This is a genomic window from Rhizobium sp. YTUHZ044, assembly GCF_051123975.1.
In the GTDB taxonomy this organism is placed as follows: domain Bacteria; phylum Pseudomonadota; class Alphaproteobacteria; order Rhizobiales; family Rhizobiaceae; genus Rhizobium.
In genome coordinates this window covers 383,391-399,957 of sequence record NZ_CP101428.1, presented here as the reverse complement: position 1 = coordinate 399,957, position 16,567 = coordinate 383,391, and the positions used below count along the sequence as shown (strand labels likewise).

Annotated in this window: 16 protein-coding genes and 1 riboswitch; of the genes, 5 read left to right on the top strand and 11 right to left on the bottom strand. The window is 63.3% G+C overall.

The genetic code is table 11. The features are described from left to right. Window positions 1-21: 21 nt before the first annotated feature. The 11 genes from NL154_RS27240 to NL154_RS27190 all read right to left on the bottom strand — a co-directional run bounded on the left by NL154_RS27240 (window position 22) and on the right by NL154_RS27190 (window position 12,529). Window positions 22-1,116 carry an asparaginase gene (locus NL154_RS27240; RefSeq protein ID WP_434734415.1) on the bottom strand — a complete coding sequence of 365 codons (1,095 nt, stop codon included), beginning with the start codon at window positions 1,114-1,116 and terminating at the stop codon, window positions 22-24. A gap of 61 nt (window positions 1,117-1,177) precedes the next feature. Next, entirely contained in the window at window positions 1,178-2,650 is a 1,473-nt protein-coding gene (locus NL154_RS27235) for an amino acid permease (protein ID WP_434734414.1), read from the bottom strand. A gap of 226 nt (window positions 2,651-2,876) precedes the next feature. Continuing rightward, window positions 2,877-3,584, bottom strand: a complete 708-nt coding sequence (locus tag NL154_RS27230) for a FadR/GntR family transcriptional regulator (protein ID WP_210632368.1) — start codon at window positions 3,582-3,584, stop codon at window positions 2,877-2,879. 48 nt (window positions 3,585-3,632) lie between these two features. Then, entirely contained in the window at window positions 3,633-4,352 is a 720-nt protein-coding gene (locus NL154_RS27225) for a FadR/GntR family transcriptional regulator (RefSeq protein WP_434734413.1), read from the bottom strand. A gap of 93 nt (window positions 4,353-4,445) precedes the next feature. After that, window positions 4,446-5,267, bottom strand: a complete 822-nt coding sequence (locus tag NL154_RS27220) for a bifunctional allantoicase/(S)-ureidoglycine aminohydrolase (RefSeq protein ID WP_221163745.1) — start codon at window positions 5,265-5,267, stop codon at window positions 4,446-4,448. A gap of 64 nt (window positions 5,268-5,331) precedes the next feature. Next, window positions 5,332-7,179 carry an ABC transporter ATP-binding protein gene (locus tag NL154_RS27215; protein WP_210632365.1) on the bottom strand — a complete coding sequence of 616 codons (1,848 nt, stop codon included), beginning with the start codon at window positions 7,177-7,179 and terminating at the stop codon, window positions 5,332-5,334. A gap of 34 nt (window positions 7,180-7,213) precedes the next feature. Then, window positions 7,214-8,410, bottom strand: a complete 1,197-nt coding sequence (locus tag NL154_RS27210; protein ID WP_221145126.1) for an aminotransferase class V-fold PLP-dependent enzyme — start codon at window positions 8,408-8,410, stop codon at window positions 7,214-7,216. A gap of 137 nt (window positions 8,411-8,547) precedes the next feature. Further along, window positions 8,548-9,060 (bottom strand): RidA family protein, encoded by a 513-nt coding sequence (locus tag NL154_RS27205; RefSeq protein ID WP_210632363.1) that lies wholly within the window; start codon window positions 9,058-9,060, stop codon window positions 8,548-8,550. A 48-nt stretch (window positions 9,061-9,108) separates the two neighbouring features. Then, on the bottom strand, window positions 9,109-9,978 hold the full coding sequence (locus NL154_RS27200; protein ID WP_221145124.1) for an ABC transporter permease: 870 nt from the start codon (window positions 9,976-9,978) through the stop codon (window positions 9,109-9,111). Beyond that, window positions 9,978-10,919 carry an ABC transporter permease gene (locus NL154_RS27195; protein ID WP_210632361.1) on the bottom strand — a complete coding sequence of 314 codons (942 nt, stop codon included), beginning with the start codon at window positions 10,917-10,919 and terminating at the stop codon, window positions 9,978-9,980. The genes NL154_RS27200 and NL154_RS27195 overlap by 1 nt, the downstream gene beginning before the upstream one ends. An 83-nt stretch (window positions 10,920-11,002) precedes the next feature. After that, entirely contained in the window at window positions 11,003-12,529 is a 1,527-nt protein-coding gene (locus tag NL154_RS27190) for an ABC transporter substrate-binding protein (protein WP_210632360.1), read from the bottom strand. 228 nt (window positions 12,530-12,757) lie between these two features. On the opposite strand from NL154_RS27190, the gene NL154_RS27185 reads away from it, so the two are divergent. The 5 genes from NL154_RS27185 to NL154_RS27165 all read left to right on the top strand — a co-directional run bounded on the left by NL154_RS27185 (window position 12,758) and on the right by NL154_RS27165 (window position 16,546). After that, complete coding sequence (locus NL154_RS27185; RefSeq protein ID WP_210632359.1) at window positions 12,758-13,342, top strand: DUF1349 domain-containing protein; 585 nt, start codon at window positions 12,758-12,760, stop codon at window positions 13,340-13,342. A gap of 128 nt (window positions 13,343-13,470) precedes the next feature. Next, window positions 13,471-13,567: riboswitch (TPP riboswitch) on the top strand. Between the two features lie 50 nt (window positions 13,568-13,617). Further along, window positions 13,618-14,421 (top strand): hydroxyethylthiazole kinase, encoded by an 804-nt coding sequence (gene thiM / locus NL154_RS27180; protein ID WP_210632358.1) that lies wholly within the window; start codon window positions 13,618-13,620, stop codon window positions 14,419-14,421. Continuing rightward, complete coding sequence (thiE, locus tag NL154_RS27175; protein WP_434734412.1) at window positions 14,418-15,053, top strand: thiamine phosphate synthase; 636 nt, start codon at window positions 14,418-14,420, stop codon at window positions 15,051-15,053. The genes thiM and thiE overlap by 4 nt, the downstream gene beginning before the upstream one ends. After that, window positions 15,050-15,859, top strand: a complete 810-nt coding sequence (gene thiD, locus NL154_RS27170; protein ID WP_434734411.1) for a bifunctional hydroxymethylpyrimidine kinase/phosphomethylpyrimidine kinase — start codon at window positions 15,050-15,052, stop codon at window positions 15,857-15,859. The genes thiE and thiD overlap by 4 nt, the downstream gene beginning before the upstream one ends. A gap of 207 nt (window positions 15,860-16,066) precedes the next feature. After that, entirely contained in the window at window positions 16,067-16,546 is a 480-nt protein-coding gene (locus NL154_RS27165) for a GNAT family N-acetyltransferase (protein WP_434734410.1), read from the top strand. The last annotated feature ends 21 nt before the right edge of the window (window positions 16,547-16,567 follow it).

Genomic DNA, 16,567 nt, shown 5'->3' with positions numbered 1-16,567 from the left:
GGATCCGGAAGTGTCATCCGGTCAAGCCGCGGGACGGGAATTCTCTCCGTCCGGCTTGGATCCGCGCAGCTTGAATGGAAAGGACACGCCGCCGGTCGTGATACCCATCGTGTTCACGCGCCTGGGGCGATGAAACTCCGCAAGCTGCCTGCGACGTTCCGACGAGCCGACGCCAAGCTGCTCGAGGATTTCCGTCACGACGGCGTAGAGGATTTCGATGTTGCCGTCCTCGATCTTGACCGAGATGCCGAGCGCCCCATCCGCTCCCAGTCGCCTGGTATCGTCCGAGGCGCGAACACCGATTGCATAGCTGGCATCGGCGCCGAGCTTGCCGATCATTGCGCCGTCGAATGCGCGCATCAAAACCGTGCAGTAACGCCCTTCGCCCGCGACCAGTTCAGGGTAGCACGCCATCGCCCGGAAAATGCGAGCCAGCGCTGCGTCTCGCGTCGACGAGCCCTCCCGCCCCTCGCCCCGGTCCGCGGCCGAAGCAAGCTTGGCATAGAGGCGCGCCAGGCGATCCAGGGGAAAAGCGGGCGTCGGCAGATTGCATCCGTCGATCCCCCATTCGACGTCCTGCGGGTCCAGGTCGCAGAGTTCGGCGACCGTCCGCTTCACGACCAGCTGCATCGGATGATCCGGCAGGTGATAGTCGTCGGCGCCCGCTCCGATGGCCCGGGCGCCGGCAATCATTCCGACGTGTTTTCCCGAACAATTGCTGCAGACAGCCGTCGGTGTATAGTCCTGCTTGATCCAGGCCCGGTTCACGTTTTCGGACAAGGAAGGATGGCCGCCGCAGCGAAGATCCGCCTCCTCGGCCTGGATCTTTGATAGCATGGTCCGCGTCCGCACGATATGGCGCTCTTCGCTGCTGTGGGAAGCGCACATCAGCGCGAGATCGGCATCATCGAAGCCGTAGCGCTCGAACCCATCCGTCTCGAGGATGGCAAGCGCCTGAGCCGGCTTGGCGGCAGACCGGGCAAGCGTCAGGCGCGTCGGGTTTCCCAGCGCGTAAAGCAGCCTCCCCGTTGCATCGACGACCGCCGCATGGACGCGGTGACGGTTCTCGACGATGCCGCCACGATCGGTGACGACGAAATCCTCACTCGGGATCATTTCTCTCTCCATTGATGCGGTGCCCGACGGCCTTCGGCGCGCCGGGGATAGCTATCGCGGGTCAGGCCAGATCGAAACCGCCGCGATCGTCGCCGTGTTCGGCTGCAATCAGGTGGATGCGCTCCCGCATCAGAAGCCAGCCGACCACCAGCGCCGGAATGATCAGCAGCAGAGACGCGACCGTGTAGGTGCCGACTGGATAATCGAGGGCCATCAGGATCACGACGATCGCCAGGAAGCCCAGCGTCAGCACGCCAGTGTAAGGCGCGCCGAACATCCGGAATTCCGGCCGCGCCAGCTTGCCCTGACGTGACAGGTACCACAGCTTGAGCTGGCAGAGGACGATGACGCCCCAGGCCGCGATGATGCCGAGGGCCGCGACATTCAAGCCGATCTCGAAAGCTGCTGCCGGAACGACGGCGTTCAGCACGACGCCGAAGGCGGTCACGACCGCGGTCACCGCAATCCCGCCATAGGGTACGCCGGATCTGTTCATTTTCGCCAGGGCGGCCGGCGCCGAGCCTGAGATCGCCATGGAATGCAAGATGCGGCCGGTCGAATAGAGGCCTGCATTGAGGGACGACAGGACCGCGGTCAGCACGACGAGGTTCATGACGACGTCGGCGCCCTGGACGCCGATCTTGCCGAAGAAGGTGACAAAGGGGCTCTCGCCGCCCTTATAGGCGGTATAGGGCAGCAGCAGCGACAGCAGCAGAACCGAGCCGACATAGAAGACCACCAGGCGCAGCACGACCGTCCGGATCGCCCGGGGCATGACCTTGCGCGCATTTTCGGTTTCGCCTGCGGCGGTGCCGATCAGCTCGATCGAGGCATAGGCAAAAACCACCCCCTGTATCACGACCAGCGCCGGCAGGATCCCGCTCGGAAACATGCCGCCGAAATCGGTGATCGTATTCGGCCCCGGAACGTGGCCGTCGATCGGCGTGCCGGAGATGACGAAGTAAACCCCGACGATCAGGAAGACAACCAGAGCGAGAACCTTGACGAGGCTAAACCAGAATTCCAGTTCGCCGAAGACCTTCACCGACAGAAGGTTCATGGCGAGAACAAGGACCAGTGCCGTCAGCGCAAATACCCACTGATCGATCATGGCGATCCATGGGACATAGGCCTTGAAGAAATTCATGTAGAGCGCCACCGCGGTGACATCGGCGACCGCCGTCATCGCCCAGGTCAGCCAGTACAGCCAACCGACCGCGAAGGCGAGCTTTTCGCCGTAAAATTCACGGGCATAGGAGACGAACGAGCCCGAGGTCGGGCGATGGACGATCAGTTCGCCGAGAGCCCTGAGAACGAGGAATGCGAAAAAGCCGCACAAGGCATAGACGAGTACGAGCGCCGGACCGGCAGCGGCAAGCCGCCCGCCCGCGCCGAGAAACAGGCCGGTGCCGATGGCGCCGCCGATGGCGATCATCTGGATCTGACGCGGCTTCAGCGCCTTTTTGTAACCGAGATCCTCCTCGGCGAAGATCTGGCCATCGGCCTCGGTTCTGGTGGATTCCATGACTGTCATTACTCCTCCCTATCCTGGATTCGGCAGCCTCCCCGGCCGCCCTTCCGCGCAGTCGCCCCATAGATGTTAATCTGCTATGCGGTCTGACAGGTTTGTGGAATAGCTGAGGATCCGCGCCACGGTCAAGGTCTTTCGTTCGAGAGGGTGCATATATGAACGCCGGTTCGCCCATCTGGCAGCTGCCGATGCCCGAGCGCACGGTGTTGGAGGAAGCGTTCGCGGCTGCTTAACGCAGTGCGGCGCCGAGGATGCGATTGACCGCCGTCTCGACCTTTTGGAGATGAACCTCCATCGCGGCCCGGGCTTCGATCTCCGAGCCTGCACGGATCGCGTCGACAATCGCGCGATGCTCGTCGTTCGACTCCTGGCGCCGCGGCCCTAAGACCGTCAGCAGCCCGGATTGCTGCGCCATCGCCTCCCGGACCTCGTCGACGATGTCGCGGAAGACGGCGTTCTTCGATGCAGCCGCGATCAGCCCATGAAATTCCGAATCCAACCGCACCCAGGCCTCGGTATTTTTCTCTTGCTCCATCTCGTCGCAAAGTCCGAGCAAGCGGGACAGCTCGTCATCGCTCCGACGCAGCGCCGCCCAGCCGGCGGCCGATACTTCGACGTGAGGCCGCGCCTCCATCAGATCACGCGCCGAATAATCGCCGTAACTGATATTTCCGTCGCCGGCAGCCGCGAGCACATAGGTGCCGCTGCCCGTTCGCGTCTCCGTCAGCCCCAAAATCTGCAGCGAGCGCAGCGCTTCCCGGACGATCGGGCGGCTGACGCCGTATTTTCCCGCCAGCTTAGCTTCCGACGGCAGCTTCGAACCGGCAGCAAAACGGCCGGAAAGGATGAGGCTGCGCAATTCATCGAACACAAGTTCCGAGGCGCTTTTGCGACTGAGGGTCGCGGGATCGGACAGCCAGTTTTCTAGATCGTTCATCGCTTGCATTCGATTGGCCGGGCGGAATGTCCGGGCGCAAAATTGAAATCAGGCCTTCCAGGCAGTTCGTCTGTTATCGGCAATCCCGATGATGGACCGCTCGACCTCCAGCAGGTGCTCCGCCATTGCCGCGCGCGCATCCTGCTCGCTGCCCGCGGCAACTGCCTCCAGAATTCGGCGATGTTCGGCGTTGGACGCTTTGCGCCGGCCGCGAACATGCTCGACGAGTTCGGATTGCGTCGAAAGCGCGCCGCGAACATCGGCGACGACTTTCCGGAAGATCGCATTGCTGGAAGCCTCCGCGATTTCTCCGTGAAAGACCGCATCCATCCGCACCCATTCCCGGACATCCTCTTCCTCGTCCATCCGGTCGCACAAGGATGCGAGCCGGGTCAGCTGCTCGTCCGAGCGCCGCAATGCCGCCCAACCGGCAGCCGGAATCTCGATGCAGGGGCGCGCCTCCATCAGATCCCGGGCGGAATAGGCGCCGCCGCCGAGTTGGCGCGCGGGGCTTTCCGAAACGACGAAGGTGCCCCGGCCGGTCCTGGTCTGCGTGAACCCCAGTGTCTGCAGCGAACGCAGCGCTTCACGCACGATCGCCCGGCTGATGCCGTAACGTTCGGCAAGTTGCACCTCCGAGGGCAGACGGATCCCGAGCGCCAGTTTCCGATCGACAATGGCCGTGCGGATATCTTCGAAGACCGCCTCGGCAGCGTTTCTTCGGCCTATTTCTTTCTTCTCCGAGAGCCATGAATCCATATTCCGCATCGAAGAACGATGCGGGCAATCCACAGAGCTGTCAAGCAACCGAACAGGCTGATCGGGAGCGTGCGGGCGTGCGGCACGCGTCGCGGAAAGCGACTACCAGAGCTTCATATGGCGGTTGACGTCCTTGTAGAGCAGGTAGCGGAACCGGCCGGGGCCGCCGGCGTAGCAGGCCTGCGGGCAGAAGGCGCGCAGCCACATGAAATCGCCAGCCTCGACCTCGACCCAATCCTGGTTCAGGCGATAGACCGCCTTGCCCTCCAGCACATAGAGACCATGCTCCATGACATGCGTTTCCATGAACGGGATCACCGCACCCGGCTCCAGCGTCACGATGTTGACGTGCATGTCGTAGCGCACATCGGCCGGATCGATGAAGCGGGTCGTGCCCCAGCGCCCGTCGGTGTCGGGCATGGCCCGGATCGGATGGTCGTCCTCATGGGTGACGATCCCCGGCGGCGGTTCCAGCCCCTCGACCTCCTGAAAGGCCTTTCTGACCCAGTGGAAGATTGCTGCGGCTGAGCCGTCATTCTTCAGACGCCAGGCCGAACCCGCTGGAATGTAAACAAAGGAACCGGCGCGCAGCGCATGGCTGACGCCCTCGAGCTCAACCGTCATGTCGCCTTCGACGACGAACAGCACCGCTTCAGCCCGCTTGTCGGGCTCCGGGCGGTCGCTACCGCCGCCCGGCTGAACTTCCATCACATATTGCGAGAAGGTCTCGGAGAAGCCCGACAGCGGCCGAGAGAGAACCCATGCGCGCGTCCCCGTCCAATGCGGGAGCAGGCTCGTGACAATATCGCTCATGACGCCGCGGGGGATGACCGCGTAAGCCGTGGTAAAAACGGCCCGGCCCGAGAGCAGCTGGCTCTGCGGCGGCAATCCGCCGAGCGTCGAAAAATAATCCGTCTTGTTCATCGGTGCGGCTTTCCAAGCATTTGTCTCTGCACCTGCTTTATGCGCCGCCGATCCGTTAGGCAACTCACAAGCCGGACGAGCGATCCGCCATCACCAGGTGGCCGGGCCCGACCTCGCGATAGAAAGCTTTCGGGGGGGCATAGTCGACCGGTCGCATCGGGCTTTTGATCTCGTCATTCGCCACCAGGCGCTTTTCGTGGCGACGGTCGGGATCGGGCACCGGCACGGCGGCGATGAGCTTCTTCGTATAGGGGTGCTGCGGATTTTCGAATATGGCGGCGCGCGGGCCGACCTCGACGATCTCGCCGAGATACATCACCGCCACGCGGTGGCTGACGCGCTCGACCACCGCCATATCATGCGATATGAACAGAAAGGCGAGGTTGAGGCTCTGCTGCAGGTCGAGCATCAGGTTGATGACCTGCGCCTTGATCGAGACGTCGAGCGCCGAAACGCTTTCGTCGGCAATGATGACCTTCGGCTGCAGGGCAAGCGCCCGGGCAATGCAGATTCGCTGGCGCTGTCCGCCGGAAAATTCATGCGGATAACGCCCGGCCATCTCCGCGGAAAGGCCGACCTTGACCAGCAGATCGGCAACGACGTCCTTGGACTGTTTCGCCGTGCCCATGCCGTGCTCGAGATAGGGCTCGGCGATCGCAGCACCCACCGTCATGCGCGGATTGAGGCTGGCGAAGGGATCCTGGAAGATCATCTGCACGGATTTGCGCATTTCGCGCAGTGCCCTCCTGTCGAGGCCGAGCACCTCCCTCCCCTCGACGAGCACCGAACCGGCCTGCGGCTCGATCAGGCGCATGATGGCCCGCCCTGTCGTCGATTTGCCGCAGCCGGATTCGCCGACGAGCGACAGCGTTTCGCCGGCATGGAGATCGAAAGAGACGTTTTCGACCGCGTGCACGCGGCTCGTCAGCCGGCCGAAGAGGCCGGAGTGGATATCGAAGCGCTTGGTGAGGTTCTTCACCTGCAGGACGGGCGTCACTGCCACCGTATCGGCTGCCTCGGCGGGAACGTCGGATTCGCCCGTTGCGGTATTGACCACGGGAAAACGCAGCGGCCTCTGCCGACCCTGCATCGAGCCGAGCACCGGCACGGCGGACAGCAGCGCCTTCGTATAAGGATGTCTGCCGCGGTGGAAGATATCGGCGGTGACGCCGCTTTCGACCTGCTCGCCGCGATACATCACCACCGTTCTGTCGGCGATCTCGGCGACAACGCCCATGTCATGCGTGATGAAGAGAACGGAGGTCCCCTCCTCCGCCTGCAGCATCTTGATGAGATCGAGGATCTGCCCCTGGATCGTCACGTCGAGCGCTGTCGTCGGCTCGTCGGCGATCAGCAGTTTCGGCCGGCTGGCGAGCGCCATGGCGATCATCACCCGCTGGCGCATGCCGCCGGAAAAACGGTGCGGATATTCGTCGAAGCGCGAGGCGGCCGAGGGGATGCGGACCTTCTCCAAGAGCCTGATCGTTTCGGCCCTGGCATCGGCCCGGCTCAAATCGGAATGGCAAAGCAGCGCTTCGGAGATCTGATCGCCGATGGTGAAAAGCGGATTGAGCGAGGTCATCGGCTCCTGGAAGATCATCGCCACCTCATTGCCGCGCACCTGCCGCATCGCGTGTTCCGGCAGCGCCAGCAGGTCGCGGCCGCCGAGCACGACGCAGCCTTCGGTGCGGCTCGTTTCCGGCTGCAACAGCCGCATGATCGACAGCGACGTCACGCTCTTGCCCGAGCCGGATTCACCGACGATCGCCACGGTTTCACCGGGCGCGACGGTGAAGGAGACATCGCGCACGACCGGTTTCCAGGCGCCGTCCACGAGGAAGGAGGTGGTCAGCCTGTCGACGGAAAGAACGGGGCTCAATGTCTCGATCGGCTGGGCTTGGGCGTTGGCCATTTTGGCTCCTCTTGCGGCGGATGAGAACGGCGGGTCAATCCGGCCAGCGCAGCAATCCGTCGAAGCGGTGCCGGCTGCGGTTTTCGATCGGGGTTGCGATGATCTCGTTGGAGGCGCGCGCCTTGTCGAGCTCCTCAGCAAGACGGTTTGCGACGATCACCTCCTGGCCCGGATGCAGGTTGCAGGGGTCGAGATAGAAATAGCGGTGCTCCACCTCGTGGTCGCGCACGATGATCGGCGGGTTGCCTCTCGCCAGCGCATCGGCCAGATCCCAGGCGGTGATATGGGCCTGTTCGGGATCGACGATGAGACGCAGACGGTCGAGCGGATTGTTGGTGGGGTCGGGCTCGATCAGCGCGGTGACGCCGGGACGACCCTGGAGGGTCTTCTTCCAGAGATTGAGATAGCCGGTCTCGCGTTCGCGGATGCCGGCATGGTCGCGCCTTTCCCAGGCTTCCAGCGCCGCCATGACGCCGAAAATGCTCTCCTTGCCTACCTTCATGCCGCGGCCGATGCCCATATTCTGCAGGAAGGCATGGCGCACCAAATCCTTCCTGCCGGCAACGATGCCGGAGGTCGGGCCGCCGAGAAACTTGTGGCCGGAATAAAGCGCGATATCAGCCCCCTGCTCCAGGAAAATCTTGAGGTCATATTCCGATGCCGCATCGACGATAACGGGCACCCCCTTGGCATGGGCGATCTCGACGAATTCCTTGAGGTTCAAGAGGCCGTAATCGACGACGTGGTGGGAAACGACATAGACGGCGGCTGCGGTTTTGTCGGTGATGGCGTTTTCCATATGGAAGCGATGGGTCGAAGTCGCCTGTCCCACAAGCACGACCTTGCCGCCGGCAAGCCGGATTGCCTGGTCGACGGGCGCACCGTAGCTGACCACATGGCCCATCTGCACCAGCACTTCGTTCTTCTCAGACACGGCATCCGGCAGCCTCTCGATAGCCAGCAGATTGTTGCCGGTGATCGCACCGGCGACGGTAAGCGAAATACCGGCCGAGCAGGAGGCGGTGACGAAGCCCGCCTCGCCGCCGGTCAGCCGGGCGATGACGCCGCTTGCCTTGCGCTGCAGGTCGTTGATCTCGGCGAAGTGCGGCAGGATGGACGCCATCGCCGCGATCGCCTCGGGAACGACGATCGAAGCGCCAAGGCTGGTCATCGTGCCGGACACATTGATGACGGGACGAAGGCCGAGCGAAGGTCTGATATCATCGGGCATGAAGATCTCCGGAAGTCTGGGGCGAAGGGCGAAACATGGGGCGGTCGTCCGGCAGTGTCGAACAGCCGGAGAACGGACGCGGGTTAAGATAGGAAAAGGTCATCCGAAGACCACTCCAAACATGAAAACACACCTCGTCATCCATGCAAAGCGACGATCGCCTCGATCTCGACGGTGATATTGCCGGGCAGCGAGCCGAAGCCGACGGCCGAGCGGGCATGTTCGCCTGCCGCTCCGAAGACCGCGATCAACAGGTCGGAACAGCCGTTGATGACGCTCGGATGGTCCTCGAACTCGGGTACGGCGTTGACCATGCCGAGCAGCTTGACCACCCGCCTGACGCGCGAGAGATCGCCGAGCGCCTCATGCATGACGGCAAGCAGGTTGATGCCGGTCAGCCGCGCATGCCGGTACGCCTCGTCGACACCGACGCCGCCGCCGACCTTGCCGGCATGCAGGAAGCCATCGGCTTCGCGCGGCCCCTGGCCGGATAGATAGAGCATGCTGCCTTCCACCACATGCGTCACGAAATTGGCAATCGGCGGTGGCGGCGGCGGCAGCGTTATGCCAAGAGCGGCTAACCGTTGGTAAGGCGAATTCTCGACCTTGCCGGCTGCGGCGGGGAACTGATTCACGCGAACTCCTGTCATGCGAATTTCGATTGGCGAATTTGGATTGGCCGACCGCTGGTCGACGGATCAAAGGTCCTTGCGAAGTCTCGGGTCGAGCATGTCCCTCAGGCCGTCGCCGACCATCTGCAGCGACAGCACCGAGAGAACGATCGCGACGCCGGGGAAAAGCGTCATCCAGTCGGCCTGGCCGATATATTGCCGGCCGGCGGCGATCATCGTTCCCCAGGTTGGGATCTCGGGGCTGACGCCGAGGCCGAGAAAGGACAGGCCGGCCTCGGCAAGCATGGCGCTGGCGAAGAGGAATGTGCCCTGCACCAGGATCGGCGACAGCAGATTGCGCAGCACATGCCGCGTCATGATGTGGAAGGTCGAAATCCCGAGCGCCCTCGCCGCCTCGACATAGGGCAGCTCGCGAATAACGAGCGTCGAGGCTCGCACGATGCGGGCAAGGCGCGGCGCATAGACGATCGACAACGCGATGATGACGGTCGTCAATGACGGGCCGAGGGCGGCGACCAGCGCGATCGCCAGCAGAATATCGGGGAAAGCCATCATCGCGTCGATCAGCCGGGCTATCGGCGTATCGAGCTTCTGGAAGAAGCCGGCGAGCAGGCCGAGCGTGACGCCAATTGCGGCCGAAAGCGCGACGACCGCAGCCCCGACGAACAGCGACAGGCGGCCCGCGAAGATCGTGCGCGAGAAGACGTCGCGACCGAACTCGTCAGTGCCGAAGAAGAAGGTGCCGCTCGGCGGCTTCAGTCGGTTGACGATGGAAAGCTTCGACGGCGAATAGGGCGCGACTACAGGCGCGAAGGCCGCCAGCAGCACGAAGATCGCCAGGATCAGCAGGCCGAAGGCCACCGTCCTGCGCTTCATCAGGCGGCGGACGAATTTGCCGCCTTCGCTTTCGGCTGGTTTGATTGCGATATCGGCCATCAGTAGCGCACCCTCGGATCGACCAGCAGGTAGAGCATGTCGATCGCAAAATTGATCAGCACATAGAGCGCGGCGATGACGAGCAGCGCCCCTTGGATGACGGGATAATCGCGGCGCAACACCGCCGAAACGACGAGATTGCCGACACCCGGCAGGCCGAAGACTGTTTCGGTGACAACAGCGCCCGAAATCAGCACCGCCGCCGTCAGGCCGAGCACCGTCAGGATCGGGATCAGCGCATTCCTCAACGCGTGCTTGAGGATGACCTTGCGCTCGATCAAGCCCTTGGCGCGGGCCGTGCGGATATAATCGTCGCCGAGCACATCGAGCATCGAGGCGCGGGTGAAGCGCAGGATCAACGCCGAGGAGACGATGCCAAGCGCAAAGGCCGGCAGGGTCAGGTGATACATCCGGTCGATGAAGGTCGAGCCCGGGCCGCCATATCCCGAGACCGGGAAGAGATTGAACCGCACGGCGAAGAACTGCATGAGAATGAGCCCGAGCCAGAAGCTCGGAATGCTGGCGGCGAACATGGCGAGCGTCGTTGCCGCCTGGTCAATGAAGGAACCGCGCCGATAGGCGGCATAGATGCCGATCGGCAGGGCGATGGCGCTGGCAATGGCAAGCGAAAACAGCGTCAGGAAGAAGGTCGGCTCGGCCCGGTCGATGAGGGCCGATGTGACGGGCATGTTCAGGAAGATCGACTGGCCGAGATCACCCTTCAGCAACTGGCCGATATAATAGACATATTGCAACCCGAGCGATTGATCGAGGCCGAGCCGGGTTCGGAGATCGGCAATATCCTGCGGCGTCGCATCCGGCCCGAGCATAACGGCGGCCGGATCTCCCGGCGTCACACGCACGATGACGAAGACGATCGTGACGACGAGAAACATCACGACGATCATGCCGAACAGGCGCTGGAGGATGTAGCGGATCATGAATGCCGGCCTTCAAGCCCTTGCAGATGCGGCAGAAAAGATGACCGGTACCGGTCCCGAAGGACCGGTGCCGGCGGTGATGCTCACTTCTTGATCGAAGCGTTCCAGAAATACGGCCAGGGAGCCGGATCGACTCCTTCGAGCTTGACCGACTTCGCCGAGACGGCGTTGAAATCGCCGATCTTCATGAAGGGCGCGTCGGTATAAACCGCCTTCTGAACATCCGCCCAGAGCGCCACGCGCTTCGTCGGGTCGACCTCGGAGGTGAAGGCATCGACGGCGGCCTTGCGGGCTGGCGTGTCCCACCAGCCCGGCGAACTGGTCGAGAGCGAGCCGATGAGGGCCGGCTCCGGCAGGAAGGGGCTGTGGGTGATATAGATATCCCAGAGCTTCGGATCGGTGCGGCGCTGCGTCAGCGTCGCCCAGTCCACCACCTGCATATCGACGGTGAAGCCGGCAAGCTTCAGATATTCGGCGGCGACCTGCGCCATCTTGTAATGGAACTCGTATTGACGGCTGGTCAGGATGCGGATCGGCTCGCCGTTGTAACCCGCTTTCTTGGCGGCAGCCGCCGCCCCTTCCGGATCGGCGACATTATAGGCGCCCTCGACGCCGGCATCCGTCGACCAGGCAAAGGTCTTGGGGTAGATGGCGCCGTCGAGCGCATAAAAATCCTTGCTGCCGAAGGCTGCCGCCAGCATGTCTTCCATGCTGAGCGCTTGGCGGATCGCCTTGCGGACCTCGACGTTGGCAGCCACACCTTCCTTCGTATTGAAGACGAAGACCGGATAACCGAAGGGCTTCAGCATGACCGGCTGCGAGGCAGTCGACGCCTTCAGCTTGTCGTAGGATTCGACCGCGATCGAGTCGACATAATCATATTGGCCCGAAATGGCGGCCTCGACGCGGGTGTTCGGATCCGGCACCGGCACGAAGCGGATTTCATCGAGATATTGATGGCGGGCGCCGCCGTAACCATTGCCGTCGCCCTCGCGTGACTTATAGCCGTCGAAGCGGACGAGCTGGATATATTGGTCGGCCTTGCGCTCCTTCAGCATATAGGGGCCGGTGCCAATGAATTCCTTCATCGGTTCGTCCTGCTTTTCGGAAGGGATGATGATCGCCGCCGAATTGTTGAAGGCGAGCAACGAGGTCAGCGGCGCATAGGGCTGCTTCAGGGTGATGGTGACGGTCGAAGGATCGGTCGCGGCGATCTTGCCGATGAAGCCCGCCACCTGCTTGCCGCGCGAGGCGATCTTCGTCCAGCGGCCAAGCGAGGCGACAACATCCTCGGACGTCATGTCTGTATTGTCGTGGAACTTGATGCCGGTCCTCAGCTTGATCGTATAGGTTTTGCCGTCGGCGCTGATCTCCGGCAGGCTTTCGGCCAGCAGCGGCGTGACGTTCCAACTCTTGTCGAAGGTGTAGAGCGTTTCGAAAATATGCTGGGTGACGATGCCGACAAGATCAGCCGTCGACGACATCGGATCGAGCGTCGGCGGCTCGCCGATCGTCGCGACATTGATGACGCCGCCCTTTTCCTGGGCAAGCAGGGCGGACGGCAGGGCGACGAGCGCGGTACCGAGCAGGAATGCGACCAGTGTTTTCATGTGATGGCTCCCGTTTAGTTCCATTATTATGCAATTCATCTTTTTGTAACAGAATAAGAACTGGATCGATCCTGTCAAGCGCGGGCGACGGATTATGCAGCCGCGGATAGCGCGACGCCGAAAAAGCACCATCTTCATCTGCGGCTGTCTGCGCTGCATGAAAGCGGCATGATATGCCAAAGTCAGGTGGTCGCCTGCGGTCAGGCTTCAACAGAACGGGAGAACGGGATGAGCATCGATTTCAACAAAGGAAAGTGGCTGAACGAGCCGGCCAGCTGGCGCGCAGACGAAACCAGCCTCACCCTGACGACCGACGAGAAAACCGATTTTTGGTGCGAAACCTATTACGGCTTCACCCGCGACAACGGCCATTTCCTCGCTTTTCCCACCGGTGACAGCTTCACCGCCGAGATCCGCATCCAGGGCGAATTCCGCACCCTCTACGATCAGGCCGGCCTGATGGTGCGCCTCGACGAAACACGCTGGGTGAAGTCAGGCGTCGAATTCACCGACGGCGAAGCCTTCCTCAGCGCCGTCGTCACCGACGGCAGATCCGACTGGTCGGTGTCCCAGCCCTTCAAGGAACTCGAAGATTTCCACATCCGCGTCACCGTTGCAGGCGGCGCCATGCGCATCCAGGCCTCCCGCGACGGCAGCCGCTGGCCGCTGCTGCGGCTAGCGCCCTTCCCGGCTGCCGACCGCTATGAAGTCGGGCCGGCGGCCTGCACGCCGGAGCGCAGCGGGTTGAGGGTGCGGTTTTCGGAGTTTTCGATCGGGCCGGCGATTACGACGGATCTTCACGATTTGAGTTAGCCGGATAGGATGCGATCGGGATTGCATTCCTGAGCAGCAACGTTCACGCCTAAAGCGCAGCCGCAAGGAGAGTACCGAACCCTCATTTTCGAGATGACATCCGCCCCGTTCTCTGCGAAAAAGAGCGCGATGAGAGACAGGGGCGCCCGTCGACAGACGGGCTGAGAAGCACCCTTCGAACCTGAACCGGATAATGCCGGCGGAGGGAGTCGCTCGGGGTCGCGGTTTCGCCCGCACGAATTGCCCCGTGCCCGCCCCCGCCTGAAAGGGGCGCCATGCAAAACAAGATCACGTCGGGAGCCATGCTGAAGGCGATGCGCGAAAAGCCGCCGCTCGTCCAGTGCATCACCAATTATGTCGCCATGAACATCGCGGCCAATGTTCTGCTTGCGTCGGGCGCCTCGCCCGCCATGGTGCACGCCGCTGAAGAAGCCGGCGAATTCGCCGGCATCGCGAATGCATTGACCATCAACATCGGCACGCTTTCGACGCAATGGATCGAAGGCATGCAGACGGCGGCGAGGGCCGCCAACGCAGCCGGCAAACCATGGGTCCTCGATCCGGTCGCGCATTACGCGACGGCCTTCCGCCGCGGAGCGGTCGCCGATCTCCTGGCGCTGAAGCCGACGATCATCCGCGGCAATGCTTCCGAGATCATCGCCCTTGCCGGCGGAGAGAGCCGCGGCCAGGGCGTCGACAGCCGCGACCCGGTCGAGCAGGCGGAAGGCTCGGCGCGGCGGCTCGCCGAGCGGCAGCGGGCGGTGGTCGCCGTCACCGGTGCGGCCGATTTCGTCACCGATGGTGAAAGAGCCGTGCGCATCAAAGGCGGATCGGTCCTGATGCCGCAGGTCACCGCACTCGGCTGCTCGCTCACCTGCCTGATCGGCGCCTTTGCCGCGACCGCCCCTGAGGATACGTTCGGGGCGACAGTTGCGGCCCTTGCGACCTTCTCCGTCGCGGGCGAGGATGCCGCCCTCGGGGCGGCCGGCCCCGGCTCCTTCGCTTGGCGTTTCCTCGATGCGCTGTCAGCCCTGGACGCCGAAACGCTCGATGCCCGGGCAAGGATTTCGGCCGTATGAAGGTTTTCGACCTTTCGCTCTATCTCGTCCTCGACCCCGAACTCTGCGCCGGGATCGGCATGGTCGAGACCGCGCGCCTTGCCGTTGCCGGCGGCGCCACGATGGTGCAACTGCGCGACAAACATGCGGGCACGACCAGAATGATCGAGACCGGCCGAGCCTTGAAACAAGCGCTTGCGGGAACCGGCGCCCTGCTCATCGTCAACGACGATGTCGAGGCGGCGATCGCCATAAGTGCCGACGGCCTGCATATCGGCCAGGAGGACATGGACGCGCGCACGGCACGGACGATGATCGGTCCCGGGATGATCCTCGGCCTCTCGGTCGAGACAGCGCCGCTTGCTAGCGCCGTCGATCCCGGTATCGTCGATTATGCCGGCGTCGGACCGGTCTTTGCGACACCGACCAAGGCCGACCACAAGCAGCCGATCGGCTTTGACGGTCTGGCAAGGCTGGTGAAGGCTTCGCCGGTGCCGTCAGTCGCCATCGGCGGCCTCAAGGCGAACCACGTGGCCGAGGTATTTGCCGCAGGCGCCAATGGGCTTGCCGTCGTCTCAGCCATCGCCGGCACGCCGGACCCCGAGGCGGCCACGCGCCGCATCGCCGCAGAAATCCGAAAGGTCCGCCCATGATCCGCAACGTTCTCTCCATCGCCGGCTCCGATCCCTCGGGCGGCGCCGGCATCCAGGCCGATCTCAAGGCCTTTTCCGCCCGCGGCGTCTACGGCATGGCGGTGCTGACCGCGCTGACGGCGCAGAACACGCAAGGGGTGAGCGGCGTGCATCTGGTGCCGCCGCAATTCGTCGCCGACCAGATCAATGCCGTCTTTGCCGATGTGCGCGTCGACGCCGTCAAGATCGGCATGATCGCCAATGCCGGCATCGCCGAGGCCGTTGCCGCAGCCCTCGCGCACCGGCGTGGCATCCCCGTCGTTCTCGACCCGGTGATGATCGCCAAGGGGGGCGCCGCCCTGCTCGCACCTGAAGCGGTCGACGTGCTGACCAGGCGGCTGCTGCCACTTGCCACGCTTCTCACCCCGAACCTGCCGGAAGCCGCCGCACTTCTGCACCAGCCGGTCGCGACAAACCGGGCCGAGATGGCCGCCCAGGCCGAGCGGCTGCGCGCCCTTGGTCCGGCCGCCGTGCTGGTCAAGGGCGGACACCTCGACGGTGACGAAAGCCCCGACGTGCTTGCCACTGCCGACGGCCTGCACTGGTTCGAGGCGCGACGCGTGCCGACCAAGAATACCCACGGCACCGGCTGCACGCTGTCCAGCGCGCTGGCCGCCGAACTCGCCAAAGGCGACTCGACGCCAGGGGCTGTTGCCATTGCCAAGGACTATCTCGCCGGCGCGGTCGCAGCCGCCGGAAAGCTCAGCGTCGGCTCCGGCCACGGTCCGGTGCAGCATTTCCACGCGCTCTGGCAAGAGGGCGAATAGGCGCTGGCATCGGCAAACAGATGCAAATGTAAAACGGCCCGGCTTGTTCCGGGCCGTTTTGCATTGGACCCATACCGCACGTCGAGGCCGCAACGAGAACAGTCGCGTCCAAGAAAATCCCTGTTGACAAGCCTTCTGAGATGGCCAAGTCTATGACATTAAAAGGGGATATATTCCGCAATAACGGAACATCCAGAGGAGAGACGGGTGCCGGACCTGCTTGTGAGCTTATATTCCACTAGGCTCGCCGAACTGAAAGAGCGGGCTGACGTCGTCGGCGCCTCCATCCGTCCGGCTCTTCCTGCGGAACTGCACCTCGTGGTCAACTGGGTTCGCGAACAATTCAGCGAGAATTGGGCGAGCGAGGTTTCGGTCGCTTTTTCCCGCCAGCCCGTCGCCTGCCTGATATCAGTCGAAGGCGGCAAGTTGCTTGGCTTTGCCTGCTACGACACCACGGCGCGTGGCTTCTTCGGCCCGACCGGCGTCGATTCCGGAGCACGCGGCAGGGGCATCGGCCTCGCGCTGTTTTCCGCCTGCCTTGAGACAATGAAGACGCTCGGCCATGCCTACGCCTTCATCGGCGATGCCGGCCCCGTCGACTTCTACGCCAGCACCGCGGGTGCAGTCGCCATCCCTGCCCCCGACAAGGGCATTTACGAAGGCATGCTGCGAAGCGCGCCGAAATGATCAGCTGATACCGGAGCACCA

Coding starts and splice junctions, on each gene's coding strand:
- NL154_RS27240 (WP_434734415.1), bottom strand. CDS start 1,116: ATGATCCCGAGTGAGGATTTCGTCGTCACCGATCGTGGCGGCATCGTC.
- NL154_RS27235 (WP_434734414.1), bottom strand. CDS start 2,650: ATGACAGTCATGGAATCCACCAGAACCGAGGCCGATGGCCAGATCTTC.
- NL154_RS27230 (WP_210632368.1), bottom strand. CDS start 3,584: ATGAACGATCTAGAAAACTGGCTGTCCGATCCCGCGACCCTCAGTCGC.
- NL154_RS27225 (WP_434734413.1), bottom strand. CDS start 4,352: ATGCGGAATATGGATTCATGGCTCTCGGAGAAGAAAGAAATAGGCCGA.
- NL154_RS27220 (WP_221163745.1), bottom strand. CDS start 5,267: ATGAACAAGACGGATTATTTTTCGACGCTCGGCGGATTGCCGCCGCAG.
- NL154_RS27215 (WP_210632365.1), bottom strand. CDS start 7,179: ATGGCCAACGCCCAAGCCCAGCCGATCGAGACATTGAGCCCCGTTCTT.
- NL154_RS27210 (WP_221145126.1), bottom strand. CDS start 8,410: ATGCCCGATGATATCAGACCTTCGCTCGGCCTTCGTCCCGTCATCAAT.
- NL154_RS27205 (WP_210632363.1), bottom strand. CDS start 9,060: ATGACAGGAGTTCGCGTGAATCAGTTCCCCGCCGCAGCCGGCAAGGTC.
- NL154_RS27200 (WP_221145124.1), bottom strand. CDS start 9,978: ATGGCCGATATCGCAATCAAACCAGCCGAAAGCGAAGGCGGCAAATTC.
- NL154_RS27195 (WP_210632361.1), bottom strand. CDS start 10,919: ATGATCCGCTACATCCTCCAGCGCCTGTTCGGCATGATCGTCGTGATG.
- NL154_RS27190 (WP_210632360.1), bottom strand. CDS start 12,529: ATGAAAACACTGGTCGCATTCCTGCTCGGTACCGCGCTCGTCGCCCTG.
- NL154_RS27185 (WP_210632359.1), top strand. CDS start 12,758: ATGAGCATCGATTTCAACAAAGGAAAGTGGCTGAACGAGCCGGCCAGC.
- thiM (WP_210632358.1), top strand. CDS start 13,618: ATGCAAAACAAGATCACGTCGGGAGCCATGCTGAAGGCGATGCGCGAA.
- thiE (WP_434734412.1), top strand. CDS start 14,418: ATGAAGGTTTTCGACCTTTCGCTCTATCTCGTCCTCGACCCCGAACTC.
- thiD (WP_434734411.1), top strand. CDS start 15,050: ATGATCCGCAACGTTCTCTCCATCGCCGGCTCCGATCCCTCGGGCGGC.